Raw genomic sequence first — 25,260 nt, 5'->3', positions numbered from 1 at the left:
AACGAGTCGATCTCCCCCCTTGTGGGGGAGATGTCCGGCAGGACAGAGGGGGGTACCGCACCCTCGACGTCCGCGACTGCAGCCTCAGCATCAGACTCAGCCTCCAGCAAGGACAACGGCACCAGCCCGACATCATCGGTCGCAAGCGCCGTCGGCAAATCCTCGGAAACCTCGTCCTCGGCAACACCCTCGCCATCGGCGGAAGGCCCACCTGCTGTCTCCACCTCCTCCGGCAACACCGGATCGGCGGCAACAGGCAGCTCGTCCACCGGCGAACTTGGCGCCGGCGCCGTCACCTCGGCAACAGGCGCCTCCGCAAGCGGCTCGACCGCGACCTCGGCGGCCTTGGTCTCGACCGGATCCGGCGCCTGCTCTTCCGCCGTCTTGTCGGGGCCGAAGGTGAAGACCTTTTTGATGAAGCTGAACGCCATGAGAATTCCGTCAGGTCAGGCCGCGGAGGCGGCCGTCAGTTGCATGTCGAGATGCTTGCCGTTGTGGCCGATGATATCGACCTCGACCAGCGCGCGGGGGCTTAGTCCCGGCGCTGCGACAAGCGTGAAGTTTTCCGTATGCGCCAGTCCGTTGTTTTCCACCAGCAGCCATTGCCGCGTGCCGACCATGCGATCGAGATGGGACTGATGCAGCATATGTCCAGTGGCGCGCAGCCGTGCGGCCCGCTCCTTGACGAGCGCCCGGTCAAGCTGCGGCATGCGTGCCGCCGGCGTTCCCGGTCGCGGGCTGTAGGGGAAGACGTGGAGATGGGCGATCTGCGCGTCTTCGGCGAGCCTCACGGCATTGCCGAACATCTCTTCCGTCTCCGTCGGGAAACCGGCGATCATGTCGGCGCCGATCGAGATCTCCGGCCGCAGCCGGCGGACCTCGTTGACGAAATGAAGCGCATCGGCGCTGGAATGCCGGCGCTTCATCCGCTTCAGGATCATGTCGTCGCCATGCTGCAGCGACAGGTGCAGATGCGGCATGAAGCGCGCTTCGTCGGCGACGAGGTCGAGGAGATGCCGGTCCGCCTCGATGCTGTCGATCGACGACAGACGGAGACGCCGGATATCGGGGATCTGCTTCAGAAGCGTCTTCGCCAGCAGCCCGAGCGTCGGCTCGCCTGGGAGGTCGGCGCCGTAGCTGGTGGCATCGACGCCGGTCAGCACGATCTCGCGGTAACCGCTTTCGGTGAGCTTGCGCGCCTGATCGACCACCGATCCCATCGGCACCGAGCGTGAATTGCCGCGGCCATAGGGGATAATGCAGAAGGTGCAGCGGTGGTCGCAGCCGTTCTGCACCTGGATGAAGGCGCGCACGTGGCCGTCGATGTGCTTGACCATCTGCGGCGCGGTCGCCTTGACGCTCATGATGTCGTTGACGCGCAGCTTCTCTTCTGCCGAAACGCCGAAATCCGGCAGCGCGCGATAATTGGCGCTCGCAAGCTTCTCTTCGTTGCCGAGCACCGCGTCGACCTCGGCCATCTCGGCGAAGGTGTGTTTCTCGGTCTGCGCGGCGCAGCCGGTGACGATGATGCGGGCTTCAGGATTGTCGCGACGCGCGCGGCGGATCGCCTGGCGCGCCTGGCGTACGGCCTCGCTTGTCACGGCGCAGGTATTGACTAGGATGGCGTTGTTCAAGCCCGCCTTCTCGGCCTCGGCCCGCATCACTTCGGATTCGTAGGTATTCAGACGACAGCCGAAGGTGATGACCTCGACCCCGCTCACTTGGCTTCCGCCCCCGGAGCCTCGACCGCCTCATCGCGCTGCCACGCGCCAGTCACGGGATCGACGGTGCCGGACCATTCCCATTCGGCGGGACCGGTCATGACGACGTGGTCGTCCTCACGCCATTCGATGATGAGCGGCTGCCGGCTCGGCGCGGTGGCGACGTCGATCGTGACCTTGCGGCCGGTGCGGCCGGTGCGAGCGGCGGAAACGCCGGCGGCGCAGGCGGCCGACCCGCAGGCAAGCGTCAGGCCTGCGCCGCGCTCCCAGGTGCGGGTGCGCAGGCTTGCGTCAGACGTCACCTGCGCCAGCGTGATATTGGCCTTTTCGGGAAACATCGGGTGGTTTTCGAGCAGCGGCCCGAAGCGCTCCAGATCGAAGCTCATCGGATCCCTGTCGACCCAGAAGATCGCATGCGGATTGCCGATCGACATGGCCGATGGCGAATGCAGCACCGGATTGTCGATCGGGCCGATCTGCAGCTCGATCCGGCTGGTATCGAAGAACTCTTCCGAGAGCGGGATCTTGTCCCACTGAAACACCGGCCTGCCCATGTCGACCGAGATCGTCCCGTCCTCGTGCTCGGCGGCGTTCAATATGCCGGCGACGGTCTGGAAGGTGAAGACCTTCTGGCCGGTCTCGGCCGAAAGCGCCTGCACCACGCAGCGCGTGCCGTTGCCGCAAGCCTGCGCCTTGGTGCCGTCGCAGTTCAGGATATCGATCCAGGCATCGGTGCCCTCGGCCTTCGGATCATGGATCGCCATGATCTGGTCGAACTGGGTCTCGGAGGCCGCATTCAGCGCGATCGCGGCTTCGGGCGTGACCTTGTCCTTGCGCCCGCGCATGTCGACAACCAGGATCTTGTTGCCAAGCCCGTTCATCCTCGCGAATTCGACCGTTGCGCTCATTGTCTCATGTCCATGTGTGTTTGGGCTGTATATGGCGGAAATGCGCGGGAATTACCAGTGGCGGCGTGATCGGCCCATCCGCTCGCTCCGTCACCGTGGCGACGGGGAAAATTTCACGGCACGATCGAGAAACATCGTGACATTATCTAGCATGATAGCCGAATTCGACGCATCCCGTTATCCCCATCGTCAGCAATCGCCACACACTGGTGACGTCATCGGACAGGGAGCCGGGTTCGCGAACCGGTAATGCCAAGGTTGGCATCCGGCGTTCGGTGATGATTGTGAAGGGGTGGTTCCAAGACCGTCAGGGCCGAGGGATCATCCGGCAAGGAAAGGCCGAGAGACGCTCCTGTCGGCTTAGACGAACCGGAAACCTTGAAGCAATCGGGCAGGTGGCAACGCCTGACACACATACCAACTATATAATGCCGCCTGCCCATTCCCGTTTTCAGTCCGCTGCCGTCGCCGAGTCTTGCTCGGGCGCGGGGTTTTGTGGTGTCGTGGTGGTGCCAAGTGTCCACTCCCGTCGAGCAAGTGGGACCGTGCTTAGATCCTCGGGACGAGCCCGAGGATGACGATGGAGAGGGTGGCGTTCTCTAGTAAAATATTGAAATTGTGATGCAAAATACATTCTCGACGTCATCCTCGGGCTCGTCCCGAGGATCTAAGCACGCAGCACAGACTTCAACGGTCATGGATGCGAAAGCCACCTCCCATCACCCCAACGGCACGTCAAACACCTCGCCCGCCCTCAGCGGCCGGAACCGCTCCCGCGCCACCCCATGCTCCCGCAACGCAGCCTCCAATGCTCTCACCGGCGCATCCATCGCCTCGTCGGTGAGCTGAAACGTCGCGAAGTGGTGGCCGGCCACATGGGCGGCGTTGGCGAGTTGCATGCCGCGGACGGCTTCGTCGGGGTTCTGGTGCTGGCCCTGCATGAACCAGCGCGGCTCGTAGGCGCCGAAGGGCAGGATGGCGAGGCGGAAGGGGCCGTGTTTCTCTCCGGCCGAGCGATAGTTGATGCCCTCGTGGAAGCCGGTGTCGCCGACGTGGTAGATCTTGCCTGATGGAGTCGAGATCACGAAGGACGCCCAGAGCGCCATGCTGCGGTCGCCAGTGCCGCGCGCTGACCAGTGGTGCGCCGGCTCGGCGTCGACAGTTATGCCATCAGAGATCGCGATCCGGTCGCCCCAGTCCATGACGGAGATCTTGGCATCGGGCGCGTCGCGGCGGATGATGGTGTCGTTGCCGAGCGGGGTAACGAAGTGGGGCCCGTGGGCCGCCTGCAGCCGCTTCAGCGTCGCGACGTCGAGATGGTCGTAATGATTGTGCGAGACGAGCACGAGGTCGATCTTGGGCAAGTCCTGGAAACGGATGCCGGGCGCGGTCACCCGCTTCGGGCCGGCGAAAGAGAAGGGGCTGACGCGGTCCGACCAGACGGGGTCGGTGAGGATATTGAGGCCCGCCACCTGTACCAGCATCGAAGCGTGGCCGACCATCGTTACCCTCAGGCCGTCGCCTTCGATACGCTCTTCGGGTTTCGCCTGCGGGAAGGGGCTCGGCACCTGCTTTTGCCAGCTCTGCCGCTCGCCGTTGAACTGCCAGCGTAGCATGGCGCGGAAGCCTAGAGGGGCGATGCCGCCGGGGTTGAAGAAGCGGGTGCCGTCGAAATGATCGGTGACTGGGCCTTGGTAATAGGGATTTCTGGGTTTGGCGTTTGCCATGCGGTGGGAGCCTTGTCGCCGTGATATGCTGTTCGGGCTTCTGCATTTGGGTTGCCGCGCCGGCTTTTGAAAGGCCGAAAACCGCTTATTTCCCCTGATTGCCTTGACTCTCCGGCCGTTTTCCTGTTTACCGCCGCTCAATCTGCGACGAGCTTCAAGACTCGAGCCACCGACCGGGACCCGCAAAGGTATAAATCGATCCCGGAGGTCCACACCCGACAGCGCGATGCGCCCTCGGGTGCTTTTTGGCTATGCGTCTTGTTTTCGTCAAGGAAAAGCACAAGGTTTCCCTATCCGGAAATCACAAGGAAGAGCCGATGTTTGAGAACCTCCAGGACCGTCTTGGATCCATTCTGAATGGACTGACAGGCCGTGGCGCGCTTTCGGAAAGCGATGTTTCCGCAGCGCTGCGCGAGGTTCGCCGTGCGCTTCTGGAGGCCGACGTCGCGCTCGACGTGGTGCGCGCCTTTACCGATCGCGTCCGTGAAAAGGCCGTCGGCGCCGAGATCCTGAAGTCGATCAAGCCCGGCCAGATGGTCGTCAAGATCGTCCATGACGAGCTGATCGAGATGCTCGGCGGCGAAGGCGTGGGCGTCGACCTGCATGCCGCTGCCCCCGTCGTCATAATGATGGTCGGTCTGCAGGGCTCGGGCAAGACGACGACGTCGGCGAAGATCGCCAAGCGGCTCACCGACCGCGAGAAGAAGAAGGTTCTGATGGCGTCGCTCGATACGCGACGCCCGGCCGCCCAGGAGCAGCTGCGCCAGCTCGGCGTGCAGACCAATGTCGACACGCTGCCTGTTATTGCCGGCCAGTCGCCGACCGATATCGCCGCGCGCGCCGTACAGGCAGCCAGGCTCGGCGGCCATGACGTCGTCATTCTCGACACCGCCGGCCGTACGCATATCGACGAGCCCTTGATGGTCGAAATGGCCGACATCAAGAAGAAGTCGAACCCGCATGAAATCCTGCTGGTCGCGGATTCGCTGACCGGTCAGGACGCCGTCAACCTGGCGCGCAACTTCGACGAACGCGTCGGCATCACCGGCCTCGTTCTCACCCGCATGGACGGCGACGGCCGTGGCGGTGCGGCGCTCTCGATGCGTGCCGTGACAGGCAAGCCGATCAAGCTCATCGGTGTCGGCGAGCGCATGGGCGAACTCGAGGAGTTCCACCCGCGCCGTATCGCCGACCGCATTCTCGGCATGGGCGACATCGTTTCGCTGGTCGAGCGCGCCGCCGAAAACATCGACGCCGAAAAGGCGGCCGCCATGGCCGCCAAGATGGCCAAGGGCAAGTTCGACCTCAACGACCTCGCCGATCAGCTGCGCCAGATGCAGAAGATGGGCGGCATGGGCGGCATCATGAGCATGATGCCCGGCATGGCGGGCATGAAGGACAAGATGGCCTCTGCCGGCCTCAACGACAGCCTGTTCGGCCGTCAGCTGGCGATCATCTCCTCGATGACCAAGGCCGAGCGTGCCAATCCTGATATGCTCAAGCATTCGCGCAAGAAGCGCATCGCGGCCGGCTCCGGCACCGATGCCTCCGACATCAACAAGCTTCTGAAGATGCACCGCCAGATGGCGGACATGATGAAGATGATGGGCGGCAAGGGCAAAGGCGGCATGATGAAGCAGATGATGGGCGGCCTTGCCGGCAAGATGGGGCTTGGCGGTCTCGGCGGCGGCATGCCCGATCTCTCCAACATCGATCCGAAGCAGCTCGAAGCCTTGCAGAAGCAGGCGGAAGCGGCCGGCCTCGGCAAGCCGGGCGGCGGCATGCCGGGCCTCGGTGGCGGTGGTTTGCCGGGTCTCGGCGGCGCCAAGCTGCCCGGCCTCGGCGGTGGTTTCCCTGGCCTTCCCGGCCTGCCAAAGAAGAAGTGAAGGGGTCGCCCAGACTATGACTGATCCTGAGATCAAAGCCCAGCTCTCCAGCTATCGCCAGTCGATCGACAATATCGACGCGGCGCTGGTGCATATCCTGGCCGAACGGTTCCGCTGCACCAAAGAGGTCGGCGTTCTCAAGGCCAAGTACAAGTTGCCGCCGGCAGACCCGGCGCGCGAGGAATACCAGATCGAACGCCTTCGCCACCTGGCCAAGGATGCCAATCTGGATCCGGATTTCGCCGAGAAGTTCCTGAACTTCGTCATCAAGGAAGTCATCCGGCATCATGAGCAGATCGCAGCGGATCACGCCGAAAACGGCGCTGCTGCAAAGTAACAAGGCCGCTTCAAGAAAAAGCGGTTCAGACACATCCAAGGAGTAAAGAAAATGGCACTGAAAATTCGTCTCGCACGCGGTGGTTCCAAGAAGCGCCCGTACTACCACATCGTTCTCGCTGACGCCCGCAGCCCACGCGACGGCCGCTTCCTCGAGAACCTCGGTTCCTGGAACCCGATGCTCGCCAAGGACAACGATGCCCGCGTCAAGCTCGACGCCGACCGCATCGCTCACTGGATCGCACAGGGCGCACAGCCGACCGACCGCGTTCTGCGCTTCCTGAGCGAAGCTGGCCTTGCAAAGCGCGAAGCCAAGAACAACCCGGAAAAGGCAAAGCCCGGCAAGCGCGCTCAGGAGCGTGCAGCTGAAAAGGCTCAGAAGATCGCCGACGCTGCAGAAGCTGCTGCTTCCGCGGAATAATTCCGGGCTTCGGCCTTGATCGAACGGGCGGCATGGCGACATGCCGCCCGTTTTCGTTTCCATTCCCGTTCACTTCGGTTATGACGAACCAAACCTCCGGCTTCGACATTAGGGACGCCATGACAAAGCTAGAAAATCCGGTGCTGATGGCAACGATCGGTGGCGCGCAGGGGCTGCGCGGCGAAGTGCGCGCCAAGTCCTACAGCGCCGATCCGACCGCGCTCGGCGATTACGGCCACCTGCACAGCATGGACGGACGCACCTTCGAGGTGCTTGAAATCCGCGAGATGAAGAATGTCGTCGTCGTGCGCTTCCGGGGGATCAACGACCGCAATGCCGCCGAGGCGCTGAACGGTCTGGAGCTCTACATCGACCGCGACAACCTGCCCGACGACGAGCTCGAGGAAGACGAGTTCTTCTACGCCGATCTCGAGGGGCTCGAGGCCGTCGACGACCAGGGCGTCAGCTACGGCACCGTCACCGGCATCTTCGATTTCGGCGCCGGCGACCTGCTCGAACTCAAGGGTCCCGGCAAGCGCCCGGTGCTGATCCCGTTTTCGGAAGCCTCGGTGCTGGAGATCGACCTCGAAGCCGGCAAGATCACCATCGATCCGCTGGCCTCAGGCCTCGTCGATAGCGACGATGACGGCCCGTCGTTCACGCCTGACAATTCCGGCGGCGACAAGTCGAAGAAAAAGAAGTGAGCGATAAGATGGCCTTCCGGGCGACGGTCCTGACACTCTACCCGGAGATGTTTCCCGGCCATCTCGGCTATTCGCTTGCCGGCAAGGCGATGGAGCGCGGCCAGTGGGCGCTTGAGCCCGTGCAGATCCGCGACTTCGCCACCGACAAGCACCGCACCGTCGACGACACGCCGGCCGGCGGCGGCGCCGGCATGGTGCTGAAGCCCGACGTGCTCGCCCGCGCCATCGATACGGTCTCCGAAAACGACACCCGCCCGCGCCTGCTGATGAGCCCGCGCGGCAAGCCGCTGACGCAGAAGCGCGTGCGTGAACTGGCAGCCGGCGAAGGTGTTATCATCGTCTGCGGCCGCTTCGAGGGTGTCGACCAGCGGGTGATCGACGCGCGCCAGCTGGAAGAAGTGTCGATCGGCGACTACGTGCTCTCGGGCGGCGAACCGGCGGCACTCACCGTGCTCGACGCCATCGTCCGCATCCTCCCCGGCGTCATGGGCAACGACCTCTCCGGCCTGCACGAAAGCTTCGAGGGCGGGCTCTTGGAACATCCGCACTATACCCGTCCGCAGGAATGGGAAGGCCGCGAGATCCCCGCTGTGCTGACCTCGGGCAATCACGGCGCGATCGAGAAATGGCGGCGCGAGCAGGCGGTGACGCTGACCCGCGAACGGCGGCCGGATCTGCTGGACGAGTAGGCTTCCTGCTGCCGAGTCGAGCACCAGCGGTAAATCATTGAAACGGAAAGATTAACTCCACACGCGGCGTCATCCTCGGCCTTGTGCCGAGGATCTGAGCACGTCGCTCAGAATGCAACGTGAATGGACACTTGGTGAGGGGGCGGCATCGCGGAAAGGATGCCAGCTGCCCACTCACGTCGAGTTCGTGGAGGCGTGCCTAGATCCTCGGCACAAGGCCGAGGATGACGCCGAGAGATTTTTGCGGTTTTATTTCAATAGGTTACCGACAGTCGAGCGCGTCCCTCACTCCCTCAGCCTGGAATGCGACGCTCCTGTCGCGCAGGGGGGCGGAGGAACCAGAGGTAGCTCACGATCGTGATCCCGGCGGGGTTTTCTCGCTCCCGCTTGACGTCCCCGCCACACCGCATAATCTCGGTCTTTTCACGGGGGATTCTTCATGACGCAATCGCTGCTCGCGGGCGCCTTTCTGGCTGCACTTCTTTACGTGCTCATTCCCGGGCCGGCGTTTCTGGCGCTGTTGGGGATCGGGGCCGGGCAGGGGCGGAAGGCGGGGGCGCAGTTTGTCTGTGGGCATCTGGTCGGCGATACGCTGTGGGCGTCGCTGGCGCTGGTGGCGATCATCGGCGCCAAGACGATCGGGACCTTCGTGTTCGATGCGCTGGGGCTCGCCTGCGGCTTCTATCTCGCCTGGATCGGCTGGAACGCGTTTCGCGCCAAGCCGAAGGGCGAGGGGCAGGCGCTGATGGTTGTCGAGCGGCCGTTCCGGCGCGGGCTGATCTTCGGGGTCACCAATCCGAAGGGCTATCCGGTGGCACTGGCGACATTCACGGCGCTGGTGGCAGGCTCGGCGAGCGCCCTGCAGTTTCAGACGCTGCCGGTGCTGCTTGCCGTGTCGTTCCTCGGCTTCATCGTCGCCGACATGATCCTGATCGCCATCGTCGGCACCGGCGCGGTGCGGCGCTTCTATCGGGCGCATGAGCGGCTGATCGTGCGCTGCTCGGGCATGCTGTTCATGGGCTTTGCCGTGCAGGCGCTCCTGCATGCGACGCCGGGGCTAATGGGGTGGCGCAAGGCCTGATGCGCCTTCGCCTGGCGCAATCGGTAGCGTGTCAGACGTCGAGGAAGCTGACGACGGATTTCAGGGTCTTCACCGTCTCGGGATCGCCGATCGACATGGCGATCTGCAGCTGGTCCTTGTAATAGTCCCGGAAGTTGAAGCTGGTGCCATCGGTGACGTCGGAGAGATCGAGAATGTTGCCTGACGGGTCGATGGTGCGCATCGGCAGCGGTTCGGAGATCGCCGCATAAGTGTCCTGGTCGAGCGTGCCGTTGTCGAAATTCTGGCGCGCGTGGTTGCGCAGATCGGCGGCGGTAATAGCCGAGAAATCGGGTTGCGCGGATGTCGCTTCGTCGATCCTGAAGGTCGATGAAGCGCTCGAAACCGAGCTGAAGGTTTCGGTCAAGCTGTTGTTAAATTGCGAATTATCGGAATATTTCCGGAACGATAAATTCGGCGAAAACCGCAGTGATGTGATTTCCATTGCCCGCATCCATGATTAAAAAAGATTAAGCGAAAATACCGTGTGCGCCGCACAATCGTCAATCGTTAACAAATAGTTAATTCTTATATAGCATTTTTAGGGATCAACTTCTCGTATAGGTGGCGCGGCCGCTCGCCCAAGGTGGCGATACCAATCGCCGTGCTGCCTTCCTATATTGGTCTCCGAGACAACACGCCCCGCCGAACAAGCCCGCCAAACAAGGATGTCCGTATGCCCGCCAACAACCCCGCTCTCACCGATTGGAACGGCCTCAATGGTCTGCCGCGCTTCGAGGCGCTGAATGACGGCGATTTCGCGCCGGCTTTCGATGTGGCCCTCGCGCGGCACGAAGAGGAGATCGATGCGATCGCCGGCAATCCCGAAGCGCCGACCTTCGACAACACGATCGTGGCGCTGGAGCTTGCGGGCGACGATCTCTCGCGGGTGTCGGCCCTGTTCTGGAACCGCGCCGGCGCGCATACCAACGATACCATCCAGGCGCTGGAGCGGGATATCTCGCCCAAAATGTCGCGGCATTATTCGAAGATCGGCATGAATGCGGCGCTCTTTGCGCGCATCGACACGCTGTGGGAGGCGCGTGAAACGCTCGGGCTGACGCTGGAGCAGACGCGGGTGCTGGAGCGGCACTGGAAGGGCTTCGTCAAGTCGGGCGCCAAGCTTGAAAAGGCCGAGCAGGAAAAGCTCGCCGGCATCAACGAGAAGCTGGCGGGGCTCGGCACGCAGTTCGGGCAGAATGTGCTGGCCGACGAGAAGGGCTGGGCGCTGATCCTGGATGATGGCGACGATCTCGCAGGGGTTCCCGAATTTCTCAAGGACGCGATGGCGGCGGCGGCGCGCGAGCGCGGCGAAGAGGGCAAGTTCGCGGTGACGCTGTCGCGCTCGATCATCGAGCCGTTCCTGACCTTTTCCGAGCGCCGCGAGCTGCGCGAGCAGGCGTTCAAGGCCTGGGTGGCGCGCGGTGAGAATGATGGCCCGTCGGACAATCGCGGCATCATCCGCGACACGCTTCAACTCCGCGGCGAGGTGGCCAAGCTGCTCGGCTACGGCAATTTCGCCGAGCTGAAGCTCGACAACACCATGGCGAAGACGCCCGAGGCGGTGAACGATCTTCTGAAGAAGGTCTGGGTGAAGGCGGTGAAGCGCGCCGGCGAGGAAGAGGCGGATATCGCCAGGCTGATCGCCGACGAGGGCAAGAACCACGAGGTCATGCCCTGGGACTGGCGCTTCTACGCCGAAAAGATCCGGGCCCAAAAGTTCAATTTCTCCGAGGCGGAGCTGAAGCCTTATCTGCAGCTGGAAAAGATCATCGACGCCTGCTTCGACGTGGCGGGGCGGTTGTTTGGGATTCACGCGGTGGAGAAGAAGGGCGTTGCCGCCTATCATCCCGATGTCCGCGTCTTCGAAATCCGCGACCGCGACGAGAAGCTGGTGGCGATGTTCCTCGGCGACTATTTCGCCCGCTCGTCGAAGCGCTCGGGTGCGTGGATGAGCGCGTTCCAGTCGCAGCACAAGCTGCCGCTGAGGAACGGCTCTCAGGGCGAGCTGCCGATCATCTACAATGTCTGCAACTTCGCCAAGCCGGCCGAGGGCAAGCCGGCGCTGCTGTCGCTCGACGACGCTCGCACGCTGTTCCACGAGTTCGGCCATGCGCTGCACGGCATGCTCTCCAACGTCACCTACCCTTCCGTGTCTGGCACCGGCGTGTCGCGCGATTTCGTCGAACTGCCGTCGCAGCTTTACGAGCACTGGCTGACGGTGCCTGAGATTTTGAAGCAGTACGCCGTGCATTTCGAGACCGGCAAGCCGATGCCGCAGGAGCTGCTCGACAAGGTGCTGGCTGCGCGCAGCTTCAATGCCGGGTTCAACACGGTGGAGTTCACTTCGTCCGCGCTTGTCGACATGGCATTCCATACGCGGGACGAGGTGGCCGATCCGATGGCGGTGCAGGCAGAGGTGCTGAAAGAGCTCGGTATGCCGAAGTCGATGGTGATGCGCCATGCCTCGCCGCACTTCCAGCATATCTTCGCGGGCGGTTATTCGGCGGGTTATTACTCCTACATGTGGTCGGAAGTGCTCGACGCCGACGCGTTTTCGGCCTTCGAGGAGACGGGCGATGCGTTCAATGGCGAGATAGCCAGGAAATTGCGCGATCACGTCTATTCGGTGGGTGGGTCGGTCGATCCGGAGGATACCTACCGAGCATTCCGCGGCAAGCTGCCGAGCCCGGATGCGATGCTGGTGAAGCGCGGGCTGGCGACGTTCGAGGAGTTGGCGGGGAGTGATGCTTAGGTTGTTTGTTTGATGTTGGGTCGCGGCTGTTGCGATTGAGCTGATAGCCGTTTGACTTTTTCGGGTGGGATACCCCCCTCTGCCCTGCCGGGCATCTCCCCCACAAGGGGGGAGATCGGCTAGACGCAGCCGCTCGCTCGTACTTCAATTGTTTGGCGTAGAGCTTAACCACGAGTCGATCTCCCCCCTTGTGGGGGAGATGTCCGGCAGGACAGAGGGGGGTAATGCTGGCCGCAGCGTAAGCGAGAGCCAACGCCTCGGAATACCGAAGCGAGACGCGAACCCCACCCATCCCAACACAAAACTGTCGCCAAACCTTCGGAAAACCGTCATGGCGGCGTCAAGTGGGTGACATGTGGGGTGGGCATAGGCGGGGTGCGGGAGATCGTCCCGATTGCCAAGCCGGATGCGCCACCTGATGACACTGACGGAACCGACCCGCCGCCGCTTTTTATCCTCGATGGGAGCGGTTGGCGGATTTGCCGTGGCGGGGCTGGCGATGCCCTATTATGCGCGCGGATCGTCCAGCCGGCCGGTGTTTACCTCGGGGGTGCAGTCCGGCGATGTCGATCAGACGTCAGGGGTGATCTGGACGCGGGTGGATCGGCCGTCGCGGCTCTTCGTGGAATACTCGACATCAGACAAGTTCTCCAATGCCGTGAGGCTGCCGCCGATCGACGTCACGCCCGATAGCGATCTGACCGCGAAGCTGCTGCTTACCGATCTTCCCGCCGATCAGGAGGTGTTCTATCGCTTTCGCGCGGCCGATCTCCAGGACATCAACAGCCGCTCGGAGCCGATCCTCGGGCAGTTTCGCACCGCGCCCGTCTCGCGCCGCGATATCCGCTTCGTCTGGTCGGGCGATACGGTGGGGCAGGGGTGGGGGATCGATGAGGAGGGGATGCGGACCTATTCGACGATCGCCTATCACCGGCCGGATTTCATGATCCATTCCGGCGACACGATCTATGCCGACAATCCTGTTCCCGACGAGATTTCGCTGCGCGGCGGCGGGGTCTGGAAGAACCGTGTCGTCACCGAGGCCAAGCGCGAGATTGCCCAGACGCTCGATCAGTTTCGCGGGCAATGGACCTATAACCTGCTCGACGATCACGTAAAGTCGCTCAACGCCGTCTGCCCGATCTTCTACCAGTGGGACGACCACGAGGTGCTGAACAACTGGTCGCCATCGACCGATCTCAGCCATGATGACCGCTACAAGGAAAAGTCGGTCGCGGTGCTTTCGGCGCGGGCGGCACAAGCCTTTCACGAGATGACGCCGACGCGCCATGTCGCGGCCGAGCCGGGGCGGATCTATCGCAAGGTTTCCTATGGGCCGCTGCTCGACGTGTTCTTCGTCGACCTGCGTTCCTATCGCGGGCCGAACAGCCATGGGCTGGATGAAAAGCTTTCGCCGCAGTCGCGGATTTTCGGCGAGCGGCAGGTGGCGTGGCTGAAGCGCGAGCTGGTGCGCTCGACGGCGACGTGGAAGGTGATCGCCTGCGATCTGCCGATCGGTCTCGTGATCTGGGACGATTACGGCAACCGGCGGGGATCGGAATCGATCTCCAATGGCGACAATGGCGCGCCGCTCGGGCGCGAGCTGGAGTTCGCCGATCTCCTGCGCTTCATCCGCGACGCCGGAATATCGAACATGATCTGGCTGACGGCCGACGTGCACTACGCGGCGGCGCATCACTATAGCCCCGAGCGGGCGAAATTCCGCGAGTTCCTGCCGTTCTGGGAGTTCGTGGCCGGGCCGCTGCATTCCGGCACCTACGGGCCGCAGGAGCTCGACATGACCTTCGGGCCTGAAGTCAAGTTCATGAAGGCGGCACCTGGCGGCGCCGAGCAGAACCTGCCGCCGTCAGCAGGCATGCAATTCTTCGGTCTCGTCGATATCGATGGTGCCAGCGAGCAGCTCACGGTGCGGCTGATGGATCGCAACGACCAGGAGCTCTGGCGGGTGGTGCTCGACCCCGAAAGGACGAGCTGATGCCATCCATGTCCTGCACGCATCCCGCTCTTCTGGCCTTTCATTCCTGGCTCCCCCCTTTCGCATTCGCGAAAAACACTGTAAGAGCCGCCCCAATGCAATTGGCGCCCTCCCAGCGTGGCGCCCCAGCCTCAGAGATATAGACATATGGCACTTCGCAACATCGCGATTATCGCGCACGTTGACCATGGCAAGACGACACTGGTCGACGAGCTCCTGAAACAGTCCGGTTCGTTCCGCGAAAACCAGCGCGTTGCGGAACGCGTGATGGACTCGAACGACCTGGAAAAGGAACGCGGTATCACGATCCTTGCCAAGGCGACCTCGGTCGAGTGGAAGGGTGTTCGCATCAACATCGTCGACACCCCCGGCCACGCCGACTTCGGCGGTGAAGTCGAGCGTATCCTGTCGATGGTGGACGGCGCGATCGTTCTGGTCGACTCGTCTGAAGGCCCGATGCCGCAGACCAAGTTCGTCGTCTCCAAGGCGCTGAAGGTCGGCCTCCGTCCGATCGTCGCGATCAACAAGATCGACCGTCCCGATGGCCGCCACGAGGAAGTCATCAACGAAGTGTTCGACCTCTTCGCCAGCCTCGACGCCACCGACGAACAGCTCGACTTCCCGATCCTCTACGGTTCCGGTCGCGATGGCTGGATGAACTTCAATCCTGAAGGTCCGAAGGATGAAGGCCTGGCGCCGCTGCTCGATCTCGTGCTCAAGCACGTTCCGGAGCCGAAGGTTGCCGAAGGCCCGTTCACGATGATCGGCACCATCCTGGAAGCCAACAACTTCCTCGGCCGTATCATCACCGGCCGCATCAATTCCGGCTCGATCAAGCCGAACCAGGCCGTCAAGGTTCTCAGCCAGGATGGCAAGACGATCGAAACCGGTCGTATCTCCAAGATCCTCGCATTCCGCGGCATCGAGCGCACCTCGATCGAAGAAGCGCACGCAGGCGACATCGTCGCCATCGCCGGCCTTTCCAAGGGCACGGTTGCCGATACCTTCTGCGATCCGGCTGTCAACGAAGCGCTGACCGCGCAGCCGATCGACCCGCCGACCGTTACCATGTCCTTCATCGTCAACGACAGCCCGCTCGCCGGCACCGAAGGCGACAAGGTTACCTCGCGCGTCATCCGTGACCGCCTGTTCAAGGAAGCCGAAGGCAACGTCGCGCTGAAGATCGAAGAAGCCGAAGGCAAGGATTCGTTCTACGTTTCCGGCCGCGGCGAATTGCAGCTTGCCGTTCTGATCGAAACCATGCGCCGCGAAGGCTTCGAGCTTGCCGTGTCGCGTCCGCGCGTCGTCATGCACAAGGACGAGAGCGGCCAGACCATGGAGCCGATCGAAGAAGTCGTCATCGACGTCGATGAAGAGCATTCCGGCGTCGTCGTTCAGAAGATGTCCGAGCGCAAGGCTGAAATGACCGAGCTGCGTCCTTCGGGCGGCAACCGCGTTCGCCTGGTGTTCCACGCTCCGACCCGCGGCCTGATCGGCTACCAGTCGGAACTCTTGACCGACACGCGCGGCACCGCCGTGATGAACCGCCTGTTCAAGGACTACCAGCCCTACAAGGGTGAAATCGGTGGCCGCACGAACGGCGTTCTCCTCGCGAACGCTGCCGGCGAAGCCGTGGCCTACGCCATGTTCAACCTGGAAGATCGCGGCCCGATGATGATCGAGCCCGGCGAAAAGGTCTACATGGGCATGATCATCGGCATCCACTCCCGCGACAACGACCTCGAGGTCAACGTCCTCAAGGGCAAGCAGCTGACCAACATCCGTGCCGCCGGCAAGGACGAAGCCGTCAAGCTGACGCCTCCGATCCGCATGACGCTGGACCGCGCTCTCTCCTGGATCCAGGACGACGAGCTGATGGAAGTGACGCCGAAGTCGATCCGTCTGCGCAAGATGTATCTCGACGCCAACGACCGCAAGCGCTTCGCCAAGGCGAAGACCGCCTAAGTCGAACAGGCTCACAAGAGACTTCGAAACCCCGGCCATCGCGCCGGGGTTTTTATTTTGTGCGGTTCGCCGAATCCTTCTTGTCGCAATAGTTAAAAAAGCGTTAAATTTCAGCCGTCGTCCACATGTTAACCCTGTGGGCAATCCGGCTGAATGCGTTAGCGCATATGGTTAATTGTCCGCGACCGGGCCAGAGTAAGCGTTATGAAGACGTTGTCGATCGATGTTCGGCGGGCCGAGCCGCATGATTCCCGAGCTATCTCGGAGGTGCACCGGCTTGCGTGGAAGCATACCTATGCCGGCATCATTCCGCACAAGGCGCTGACGCAGATGGTGGAACGCCGCGGCGAGAGCTGGTGGCGCAAGGCGACACGCGGACCGGCGACGCTTCTCGTGCTCGACGTCGCCGGAACGGTTGCCGGCTATGCAACGCTCGGTCTCAACCGCGCCCGCGCGCTGCCGCAGGAAGGCGAGATCTACGAGCTTTATCTGCGCCCCGAATATCAGGGTATCGGCCTTGGCCACATGCTGTTTTCCGAGGCGCGGCGGCTTCTGAAGTCGCTCGGCTGCAAGGGCATGGTGGTCTGGTGCCTGGAAGAGAACGAGGGCGGCGCGGACTTCTATCGCGGCCATGGCGGCATCGATTATTGCGAGGGTACCGAAACCTTCGACGAGAAGCCCTTGAAGAAGATCGGCTTCATCTGGAACTGAGCGATCTGCTCAACGACAAGGTGCGGGGGAGCCAAGTTTTGGCCTCTGCCCAGTTTTCCGGCATTTTGAAGGCCAGATCATAAAACAATCATGTGCCTGCGCGGTCGTGCCATGTTGCTTCGCGGCATGAATCCGATTATCTGGCTGCGAAGATTTCACGTCGCGGGAGTAATCGCATGCGCATCGACGCCATTGCCATTGGCAAGAACCCACCTGAGGACGTCAACGTCATCGTTGAAGTTCCCGTCGGTGGCCACCCGATCAAGTACGAGATGGACAAGGACGCCGGCACCCTGGTTGTCGACCGTTTCCTCTACACGCCGATGACCTACCCGGGTAACTACGGCTTCGTACCGCACACGCTGTCGGAAGACGGCGACCCGATCGACGTCTTGATCGCCAGCACCCGTCCGCTGGTTCCGGGCTGCGTCATCAACGTGCGCCCGATCGGCGTTCTGAAGATGGAAGACAATTCCGGCAAGGACGAGAAGATCATCGCCGTGCCGTCGCCGAAGCTGACCATGCGCTACGACAAGGTCAAGGACTACACGGACATGCCCGAGATCACGCTCAAGCAGATCGAGCATTTCTTCGAGCACTACAAGGATCTGGAACCCGGCAAGTGGGTGAAGATCTACGGCTGGGGCGACGCCAAGGAAGCCGGCCAGCTGATCCTCGAGGCGATCGAACGCGCCAAGAAGGAAAAGGCCTGATTACAGGCCGAGTAAAGCTTCCAGCTTTTTGATGATATCCTCCGGCTCGGCATCGATCCGGAGGATTTTTTTACGCGACGTGTCGCCTGAGATGAGATCGATGGCCGACTTCGCGAGGCCGAGCTGCTTGGCCAAAAGCGCGATCAGCGCCTTGTTGGCCTTGCCCTTCTCGGGAACGACCGAGACACGGGCCTTCAGATAGGCCCTGCCGTCGGCATCCAGCTCAATACCATCGATCTGATCGCGCCCGCCATTCGGCGTCAGCCTGATGGCGAGGACGAGATGATCGTCAAAGGCCTGCCAGGGCCTTATCGCAACACCATCGGCACGATGGTGTTCCACATGAAGGAGCGGATGAAGAAGATGATGAGCAGCAGGATGATCGGCGAGATGTCGATGCCGCCGAGGTTCGGCAGCACGCGACGGATCGGGCGCAGGACCGGTTCGGTGACGTTGTAAAGGAACATGCCGACCGAATTGACGAACTGATTGCTGGAATTGATCACGTTGAACGCATAGAGCCAGGAGAAAATGGCGCTGGCGATCAAAATCCAGGTGTAAAGATTCAAAGCCAAATCAATGGTTTGAAAAAGCGCAAGCATCGCAATCTCCAGTTCGTTGTTGACAGACATGTAGACATTGGCGACTAAACCGGCAAGAGCCGTGTGCAATGCCGCGGCAATTCATGTTTAACGGGCGCGTCGGGAAGCGATGTTTCGTCCGTTTGTTGGAAAGACATCATGTCCATCTCGGCTCACGGCGACCGCTTCGCGGCCTTCCGGCACTCCTCCTACACCCGCTTCTTCTTCGCACGCTTTCTCTTGTCGTTTTCGCAGCAGATCGTCAGCGTCGCGGTCGGTTGGCAGATGTACGACCAGACGGGCAGCGCCATCTATCTCGGCCTGATCGGGCTGGTGCAGTTCCTGCCTTCTCTGCTGCTCATCCTCGTCACCGGCTCGGTGGCCGATCGCTATAACAGGCGCGCTATCGCCTCGCTGTGCTCGCTGGTGGCCGCCCTTTGCACGCTGACGCTGCTTGGCATGACCATGACGGGCACCTTCTCGCCCATCCCCGTCTTCGCGGTGCTTCTGGTCTTCGGCATCGAGCGCGCCTTCATGTCGCCGGCGGTGCAGTCCTTGGCGCCCAATCTCGTGCCGGCCGACGATCTCTCGAATGCGATTGCCTGGAACTCGTCCTCCTGGCAGCTCGCCTCCATCACCGGCCCGGTCATCGGCGGCCTGCTCTACGGCATCAATGCGCATACGGCCTATACTGTCGCCGTGGTGTTCGCGGCGCTTGGTGCGGGGCTGCTCTTCCTGATCCCGAAGCCGGCGCAGAAGACCACGGGCGAGGCGAAGAGCTGGGACATGATCCTCGGCGGCTTCAAGTTCATCCGCACCGAAAAGGTGGTGCTGGGCGCGATCTCGCTCGATCTCTTCGCGGTGCTGCTCGGCGGCGCCACGGCGCTGATGCCGATCTTTGCGCGCGATATCCTGACGCTTGGCCCCTGGGGTCTCGGCCTGCTGCGCTCGGCGCCGGGTGTCGGCGCGATCGTCATGGCTGTGCTGCTTGCGACCTATCCGCTGAAGCACCGCGCCGGGGTCTACATGTTCGTCGGCGTGGCGCTGTTCGGGCTGGGGACGATCGCTTTCGGGCTATCTAAGAATGTCGAGCTGTCGATCGCGGCGCTGGCGCTGATGGGCGCGGCCGATATGGTGTCGGTCTATGTGCGCGAGAGCCTGATCGCGCTCTGGACACCCGACCAACTGCGCGGCCGCGTCAACGCCGTCAACATGGTGTTTGTCGGGGCTTCGAACGAGCTTGGTGAGTTTCGTGCTGGGACGATGGCCTCCGTGTTCGGTGCGGTGCCGGCGGTGGTCATCGGCGGGATCGGGACGCTTGTGGTGGCGGCGCTGTGGGCGAGCGGGTTTCCGCAGTTGCGGAAGATCGATACGCTGGATGCGCCGGAGCATGTGACGCGGGGGTAGTTTTCGGGGGCGCTGTGTGGGGGCGTGCCCCGGGGGCGTTGTGCCGTGAGATACCTCAGGGGCGTTGTCCGTGTGATACCCCCCTCTGCCCTGCCGGGCATCTCCCCCACAGGTGGGGAGATTGGCTGGGCGCGGCCGCTCGCTCTACCTTCATTGTTTGATTGGGGAGCAAGCCACGAGTCGATCTCCCCCCTTGTGGGGGAGATGCCCGGCAGGGCAGAGGGGGGTATGACCCGGCACAACGCCCGCCCGCTAACCCCTCACCCCGAAATCATCACCTCCGCCTCGATCTCAACCGGAAAATTCAGCGGCAGGCCGGCGACGCCGATGGCGGAGCGGGCGTGGCGGCCGACGTCCTGGCCGAAGACGTCGTTGATCAGCTCGGTGAAGCCGTTGATGACGGCGGGCGGGTTGGAGAAGTGGGGGGCGCAGTTGACCATGCCGAGCACGCGGCACCAGCCGGTGATGCGGTCGAGGCTGCCGAGTTCGCGCTTCAGGCTGCCCAACATGGCAAGCCCCACCTTGCGGGCCGAGGCGTGGGCCTCCTCGATCGTCACGGTGTCGCCGACGACGCCGAAGGGGCCTGATGGGGAGCCGTCGGGGTTCTGCGGGCCGTGGCCGGAGATGAAGGCCCTGTTGCCACGCACGTTGACCCAGGGAAAGGGCAGCGTCATGTGCGAGGGCAGTTTCAGCGGCTGGGGCAGGACGAGGCCCAGCGAGACAAGCTTCTGTTCGTAGTTCGACATGCTGTTCCCCTGACATGGCTGCGGTCATGGCGGCGCAAAGCGCGACCAAACGGCCGGATCGTGGATCGGAACCTGTTTCTGCTACTAAAATGCCGTCGAAGTGACGTCGCACACCATAGCACGACGCGTGGCTCTCCGCATCAGGCCGTCAGCGTGGCCTTGGCCGAGGGAGCTGATTTCGGCTTCTTGCCCTCGAAGACGAGATCGAGGAATTCGTTGAGCCAGGCCTTGAGCGGCGCGTCGAACAGCATGCGGCCTTCGAGATGCTCGCGGCCTTGCTGGGCGTTGGGGAGGATGAAGCGGTGGGCGCCGTGGACGACCCAGCGGTGCATCATGGCGCGGGTCAGTTCGGCGTGGAACTGCAGGGCCCAGGCGTGGCCGTTATAGCGGAAGGCCTGGTTCGGGTAGACGTCGCCTTCGGCGAGCAGATCGGCGCCGCGCGGCAGGTCGAAGCCCTCGCGATGGAAGTGGTAGACCATCCGCGGCCAGTGCATCAGCTGCCGGCCCTTTTCGGTGGCGCGCAGCGGGTACCAGCCGATCTCGGTGGTCTCGTCGGCATTTGCCGCGACCTTGCCGCCGAGGTGGCGCACCAGCATCTGCGCGCCAAGACAGATGCCGAGCAGCGGCTTCTTCTCCTTCAGCGGCACATCGAGCCAGTTGATTTCGGCCTTGACGAAGTCGTCGGGATCGTTGGCGCTCATCGGGCCGCCGAAGACGACGGCGCCGGCATGGTCTGCAAGCGTTGTCGGCAGCTTTTGGCCAAGCACCGGGCGGCGGATATCGAGGGGATAGCCCTTCTCGGCGAGCAGCTGGCCGACGCGGCCGGGGCTGGAGCTCTCCTGATGCAGCACGATCAGGACCGGGCGTTTGCCTTCGATGCTTGAGCCCGGGTCGTTGGGGCTTGCTGCGCCGGGGCCGGCAATGCCGGTGCCCGCGCCACCTATGCCCGCCGCGCCTGTACTGTCAGTCGGCATCGTCTTGCACCACGTCGATGCCGGTGACGCGCTTGGCTGCTTCCTGGCGCTTCTGGATGCGTTCGCGGGCCGATACGCCGAGAAGCTCGGCGATGCGCCAGATGGCGTCGTCCTCCATCTCGCTGCGCTCGCCATCAGCATAGACGATATCCCAGAGAATGCCGATCAGCTCCAGGCGCTGCTCGGTGTCCAGATGGCGCTTCAGGTCGGAGGTGAAGCGGTAGTAATCGACGGCGTCGCTTTCGGCTTCCTGGCCGGCGGCGATCAGCGCGTCGAGCTGCTTGCCGTCGAGACCATACTGGTCCTTCAGGAGCGTGCGCAGGCGCTTCTTCTCGCTGTCCTTGATCTGGCCGTCGGCCTCCATGACCTGCATGCAGAGTGCCGCCACCGCGATGCGGGGATCATCGGGGGCAAAGCTGCTCTTTGGGGTGTCTGCGGTCAGGTTCTGAAAAAATGCCTGGAAGCGTTCGAACATACGGGTCCTGTTTGGCTAGAAGAGGCGAAGCCGTGTCTTGGGTTCTGGCTCGGCCGATGGATTGCGCACGCCCGGATCATCCGGCAGGCCGCCGAAGAAGGGGCGCGGTTCGGGGGCGTCTGCGGGTTTGCTCGCGGTTGCCGGCTCCTTCGGGGCCGGTTTCGACTTGGCGGGCGCGGGTACTGCCGGCGTCTCGGCCACCGGGCGGGCGGCCTTGGCGATGGTGGCGGCGCGCTCAAGCTCGATGATGCGGTGATCGCCGGCCGCACTTTCGGGCCTGACATCGCGCACCGGCGGCAGGCTCTTCAGCGCGCTGTCGATGGAGATGACCGAGCCTTCCTCGACCGGGCCTTCGACCTGGCCGAACGGCGCCTTCCAGACGAAGGCGTCGAGCTTGCCCGTGACCGGCGAGAGCGGCAGCCATTTGTCGGAGACGTAGCCATCCGCCACCCAAGCCGGATCGCGCGGCGCCTTCAGCGCCTGGGCAAGCCAATGGCGGATGCGGCCCTGGTCGCCGGTTTCGGCTTCCTCGATATCGGCGAGCAGCAGGAAGGCTGCCTCGCGCGGCTCGATGCGGGCGGCGGCCTCGGCCTTGGCGCGGGCCTTGGCGAAATCCCTGATGTCGAGTGCCGCCTGGGCGACGATCAACAGCGATTCAATGTTGTTGGGGCGGAGCGCCTCCAGCTTTTCGGCACGCTTCAGCCGGTCGGCAAGCGAATCGCCGCTACGGGCGCGCACATAGGTGGCGCCGATCTCGGGATGCGGGTTGGTCTTCCAGGCCTGCTCAAGAATGGAGGCTGCCTTGCGCAGCTTGTCTTCGCGAAACAGCGCCTTTGCGGCGATGATCGCGGCCGGCTCGAAATCGGCCGAGAGTTTCAGCGCATGCGTTGCGTCGTCGCGGGCGCCTGAAGGATCGTTCTCCAGCTTCTCGTCGGCGCGGGCCGTCAGCAGCACCGCGCGCAGGCGGTCGGCCTCGGCCTTTTCGATGACGCGGGCGGCCTTCTGCTGCTCGAGCAGGCGGATCGCATCGTCCCAGCGGCCGGACTGGCTGCGGTATTCGAGCGTCGCCTGGGCGGCCCAGGGGAGATAGGGCGCGTTGTCGGCCGCCTTTTCGGCATATTGCCGTGCTGCTTCGTTGGCGCCGAGGCGCTTGGCTTCGAGATAAAGACCGCGCAGGCCGAGCTCGCGGGTTTCGGGATCCTCGACCATCGCCTCGAACTTGGCGCGGGCCTCGTCATGCCGCCCCTCGATCAGGGCTGCCTGGGCTTCGAGCAGCGCGATCAGCGGCTCCTGGTCGGCGCGGATCAGGCCGCGCGAGCGGGCGGCCATCTTGCGGGCCATCAGCGCATTGCCGGCACCGGCGGCGATCAGGCCGGTCGAGAGCGCCTGGTAGCCACGATCACGCTTGCGGGCGCGGAAATAGCGGGTGACGGAGTGGGGAGAGGTCCAGATGACGCGCACCAGCCACCAGGCGACCATGACGACCGCGATCAGCGCGATGATCGCGGTGGCGGCGACGATCAGCCGGGTCTGATAGAGCTGGCCCTCCCAGATGAGCGAGAGATCGCCGGGGCGATCGGCAAGCCAGGAGAAGCCGTAGCCGAGAACAAGCACGAGAAGCGCGAAGACGACGAGCCTGATCATATCCTCAGCCCTCCTTACCGGTGCTTGGGCCAGTACCGGAGACAGCTTTCGACAGCGCGCTGCCGACCAGCTCCTCGACGCGGATGCGGGCGTCCAGCGATTGCTTGAAGGCGGCCGACGCCTGCTTGGCATCCGCCGGCAGCGTGGTCCACTCGTTGGCCGCACCCGGCAGGTCGCCGTTCTTCACCTTGTCTTCCATGCGCGCGGCAATCGCCTCGACGCTGTCGCCCTCGATATTGCCGACCGGGCGCACGCTGACCAGCGACTTGGCGCCTGCCATCAGCCGGTCGGACCAGCTCTCGTTCGGATCGGCCTTGTTGACGCTGCCGACGATCGCGGTCGCGACATCGGGGGCCTGGCGGATCAGCTCGGCGCGCGAGGGCACGCCGGTTTCGGCGAAGCTCTTGAGGTCGGCGACGACGGGGTCATCGGGCGAGACGCCGGCATAGGTGTCGAGCTCGGCGACGAAAGGACCGCCACGATCGATCGCCGCCTTCAGGCCTGCCGCGGCGATCGCCTTGGCGACGGCCACGTCCTGGCGCGGCTCGTTGAGCTTCTGTTCGGCGGCGGTGAGGCGCTGTTCGAGCTCGGCGCCATTTGTCGCGCGCTGCTCGGTCGCCTGGCTTACGGCGCCGCGCAGCTGGTCGAGCTGGGCCGTGAGATCCGATATCTTCTGGTTCAGCGCATCGACGGTGGCGCTATCGGTGCCCGAGCCGGCTACCTGAGGCGCCTTGGCGGCGGTCTCAAGTGCCGCGATGCGGCTTTCGAGCGCGTCATTGGCCGGCGCTGCCTGCGGTGCGGCGGCGAGGTTGGCGACGGACTGCTTGAGGCCGTCGATTTCGCCGGAGAGGCTGGTGATCTCGGGCGAAGCCGTCTCAGGCGCCGAGGAGCCTGGCAGGAAGCCGGCATACTGAATGGCGCCGGCGCCGATCAAGGCGATCAGCCCGCCGACGATGCCGGCGGCGATCAGCCCAGACGTGCCGCCCGGCTGGCGCGGCGGCGCGCTCTTTGGCGGCTCCACGGGTTCGGGCGCATGATTATAGGGCGGCAGTTCGGGATCGGGCGCCTTGTCATAGGCGAAGGGCTCCGCCGTCTCTTCAGCAGGAACGTCGGCCTTGGCCTTGGAGGCGTCGCTCTCGTCTATACCTTCATCGGGGACGATCGATTCGCTGGTCTCCGGCGGCGCTTCGGCTACCTCGTCGGCCGTGCTGCCGATATTGTGTTGCGCGTCCTTGCTGGCACTCTCTTCCGAGGCAATCTCCTGCGCATCCAAGTCGATCGTGACCGGCTCGTCGGTGCTCTTCGAATGGCGGGGCGGATTTCCTGGTGCCATGAGACCCTCATAATTCTTACAGTGGTTCGAAAGTAGTCAGTGAGGCCGGTGAAGGAAAGAGGCCAGATGAAATTTGCGAAATTAGGTCGCGACGTTGGCTGAAATCGGACCGGTTTGCGGTGGCAAACGGGTGGCGCTGCCAAGGCCAAGCGGAGTTTTGACGATAGGTCGATTGATTTAATATCAATACGATTGATCCGTTATCGGATCAGTTGACGAAGCAGTGGAGAGGGCTGAACGGTGGCGTGTTGGATGGTTCCACCGCCGTACTTGCGCGGTGTCCCGGTTGTGTTACGTTCCGCGCGATCACAACTTTGGGGGTTTATGTGGTTTCGTTTTTCAAAGGACTTTTCGGGGGTGCGTTCGCACTTCTTATGTTCCCGTTGATGCTGCTCGTCCCGATCGGTGACCTTTACTGGCTATGGATAGCCATTCATCTCGGAAGCTTCTGGATGTTCGTGCTCGGAAT

General features: G+C 63.2%; 23 protein-coding genes and 1 pseudogene. 12 read left to right on the top strand and 12 right to left on the bottom strand.

The features are described from left to right. The 4 genes and pseudogenes from ACODTZ_RS26195 to ACODTZ_RS26180 form a co-directional block, all read right to left on the bottom strand. A pseudogene (locus tag ACODTZ_RS26195) lies at positions 1-431 on the bottom strand (signal recognition particle-docking protein FtsY); the annotation flags it as partial. A 15-nt stretch (positions 432-446) separates the two neighbouring features. Then, complete coding sequence (gene mtaB, locus ACODTZ_RS26190; RefSeq protein ID WP_489029250.1) at positions 447-1,721, bottom strand: tRNA (N(6)-L-threonylcarbamoyladenosine(37)-C(2))-methylthiotransferase MtaB; 1,275 nt, start codon at positions 1,719-1,721, stop codon at positions 447-449. Further along, positions 1,718-2,629: a diaminopimelate epimerase gene (gene dapF, locus ACODTZ_RS26185; RefSeq protein ID WP_489029248.1), complete on the bottom strand. Its 912-nt coding sequence runs from the start codon at positions 2,627-2,629 to the stop codon at positions 1,718-1,720. The genes mtaB and dapF overlap by 4 nt, the downstream gene beginning before the upstream one ends. A 719-nt stretch (positions 2,630-3,348) precedes the next feature. Then, positions 3,349-4,356, bottom strand: a complete 1,008-nt coding sequence (locus ACODTZ_RS26180; protein ID WP_489029246.1) for an MBL fold metallo-hydrolase — start codon at positions 4,354-4,356, stop codon at positions 3,349-3,351. A gap of 317 nt (positions 4,357-4,673) precedes the next feature. Here ACODTZ_RS26180 and ffh point away from each other — a divergent pair, with 317 nt between their 5' ends. The 6 genes from ffh (at position 4,674) to ACODTZ_RS26150 (ending at position 9,473) form a co-directional block, all read left to right on the top strand. Then, positions 4,674-6,242 carry a signal recognition particle protein gene (gene ffh / locus ACODTZ_RS26175; RefSeq protein WP_489029244.1) on the top strand — a complete coding sequence of 523 codons (1,569 nt, stop codon included), beginning with the start codon at positions 4,674-4,676 and terminating at the stop codon, positions 6,240-6,242. A 16-nt stretch (positions 6,243-6,258) separates the two neighbouring features. Continuing rightward, entirely contained in the window at positions 6,259-6,579 is a 321-nt protein-coding gene (locus tag ACODTZ_RS26170; RefSeq protein ID WP_047508787.1) for a chorismate mutase, read from the top strand. Between the two features lie 51 nt (positions 6,580-6,630). Next, positions 6,631-6,999 carry a 30S ribosomal protein S16 gene (gene rpsP / locus ACODTZ_RS26165; RefSeq protein ID WP_111562588.1) on the top strand — a complete coding sequence of 123 codons (369 nt, stop codon included), beginning with the start codon at positions 6,631-6,633 and terminating at the stop codon, positions 6,997-6,999. 119 nt (positions 7,000-7,118) lie between these two features. Further along, entirely contained in the window at positions 7,119-7,703 is a 585-nt protein-coding gene (gene rimM / locus ACODTZ_RS26160; protein ID WP_289730302.1) for a ribosome maturation factor RimM, read from the top strand. 8 nt (positions 7,704-7,711) lie between these two features. Then, the gene (gene trmD / locus ACODTZ_RS26155) at positions 7,712-8,392 is read left to right on the top strand and encodes a tRNA (guanosine(37)-N1)-methyltransferase TrmD (RefSeq protein ID WP_489029256.1); all 681 of its coding nucleotides are present in this window, start codon (positions 7,712-7,714) and stop codon (positions 8,390-8,392) included. Between the two features lie 439 nt (positions 8,393-8,831). Beyond that, positions 8,832-9,473: a LysE family translocator gene (locus ACODTZ_RS26150; RefSeq protein WP_489029241.1), complete on the top strand. Its 642-nt coding sequence runs from the start codon at positions 8,832-8,834 to the stop codon at positions 9,471-9,473. Between the two features lie 31 nt (positions 9,474-9,504). Here the strand turns inward: ACODTZ_RS26150 and ACODTZ_RS26145 are convergent, their stop codons facing one another. Further along, entirely contained in the window at positions 9,505-9,936 is a 432-nt protein-coding gene (locus tag ACODTZ_RS26145) for a hypothetical protein (protein WP_111562585.1), read from the bottom strand. 231 nt (positions 9,937-10,167) lie between these two features. On the opposite strand from ACODTZ_RS26145, the gene ACODTZ_RS26140 reads away from it, so the two are divergent. From ACODTZ_RS26140 to ppa, 5 genes are all read left to right on the top strand, one after another. After that, positions 10,168-12,246 (top strand): M3 family metallopeptidase, encoded by a 2,079-nt coding sequence (locus ACODTZ_RS26140; protein ID WP_489029239.1) that lies wholly within the window; start codon positions 10,168-10,170, stop codon positions 12,244-12,246. A 418-nt stretch (positions 12,247-12,664) separates the two neighbouring features. Further along, complete coding sequence (locus ACODTZ_RS26135) at positions 12,665-14,242, top strand: alkaline phosphatase D family protein (RefSeq protein WP_489029237.1); 1,578 nt, start codon at positions 12,665-12,667, stop codon at positions 14,240-14,242. Positions 14,243-14,389: 147 nt separating this feature from the next. Then, positions 14,390-16,207 carry a translational GTPase TypA gene (gene typA / locus ACODTZ_RS26130; RefSeq protein ID WP_018902288.1) on the top strand — a complete coding sequence of 606 codons (1,818 nt, stop codon included), beginning with the start codon at positions 14,390-14,392 and terminating at the stop codon, positions 16,205-16,207. 204 nt (positions 16,208-16,411) lie between these two features. After that, positions 16,412-16,918, top strand: a complete 507-nt coding sequence (locus tag ACODTZ_RS26125) for a GNAT family N-acetyltransferase (protein ID WP_111562582.1) — start codon at positions 16,412-16,414, stop codon at positions 16,916-16,918. A gap of 176 nt (positions 16,919-17,094) precedes the next feature. Next, on the top strand, positions 17,095-17,631 hold the full coding sequence (ppa, locus tag ACODTZ_RS26120; protein WP_018902290.1) for an inorganic diphosphatase: 537 nt from the start codon (positions 17,095-17,097) through the stop codon (positions 17,629-17,631). Here ppa and ACODTZ_RS26115 read toward each other — a convergent pair whose 3' ends face one another. Next, complete coding sequence (locus ACODTZ_RS26115; RefSeq protein WP_489029234.1) at positions 17,632-17,973, bottom strand: DUF167 domain-containing protein; 342 nt, start codon at positions 17,971-17,973, stop codon at positions 17,632-17,634. Continuing rightward, positions 17,940-18,263, bottom strand: a complete 324-nt coding sequence (locus tag ACODTZ_RS26110; protein ID WP_026283700.1) for a YggT family protein — start codon at positions 18,261-18,263, stop codon at positions 17,940-17,942. The genes ACODTZ_RS26115 and ACODTZ_RS26110 overlap by 34 nt, the downstream gene beginning before the upstream one ends. 108 nt (positions 18,264-18,371) lie before the next feature. Between ACODTZ_RS26110 and ACODTZ_RS26105 the strand changes: the two genes are divergently transcribed. Then, positions 18,372-19,619: an MFS transporter gene (locus tag ACODTZ_RS26105; RefSeq protein ID WP_489029231.1), complete on the top strand. Its 1,248-nt coding sequence runs from the start codon at positions 18,372-18,374 to the stop codon at positions 19,617-19,619. 260 nt (positions 19,620-19,879) lie between these two features. Here the strand turns inward: ACODTZ_RS26105 and ACODTZ_RS26100 are convergent, their stop codons facing one another. The 5 genes from ACODTZ_RS26100 to ACODTZ_RS26080 form a co-directional block, all read right to left on the bottom strand. After that, positions 19,880-20,365: a RidA family protein gene (locus ACODTZ_RS26100; protein ID WP_047508761.1), complete on the bottom strand. Its 486-nt coding sequence runs from the start codon at positions 20,363-20,365 to the stop codon at positions 19,880-19,882. Between the two features lie 140 nt (positions 20,366-20,505). Next, positions 20,506-21,339, bottom strand: coding sequence for a glutamine amidotransferase (locus tag ACODTZ_RS26095; RefSeq protein ID WP_489029229.1), 834 nt, complete (start codon positions 21,337-21,339; stop codon positions 20,506-20,508). Then, positions 21,329-21,814 (bottom strand): tellurite resistance TerB family protein, encoded by a 486-nt coding sequence (locus ACODTZ_RS26090; RefSeq protein WP_112946040.1) that lies wholly within the window; start codon positions 21,812-21,814, stop codon positions 21,329-21,331. Before ACODTZ_RS26090 ends, ACODTZ_RS26095 begins: the two co-directional genes overlap by 11 nt. A gap of 15 nt (positions 21,815-21,829) precedes the next feature. Next, entirely contained in the window at positions 21,830-23,458 is a 1,629-nt protein-coding gene (locus tag ACODTZ_RS26085) for a heme biosynthesis protein HemY (protein ID WP_489029227.1), read from the bottom strand. A 4-nt stretch (positions 23,459-23,462) separates the two neighbouring features. After that, a complete protein-coding gene (locus tag ACODTZ_RS26080) occupies positions 23,463-24,791 on the bottom strand; it encodes a COG4223 family protein (RefSeq protein ID WP_489029225.1) in 1,329 nt (442 codons plus the stop codon). Between the last annotated feature and the right edge of the window lie 469 nt (positions 24,792-25,260).

This window comes from Rhizobium sp. FG113 (genome assembly GCF_057809895.1).
This window is presented reverse-complemented; position numbering and strand designations above follow the sequence as displayed.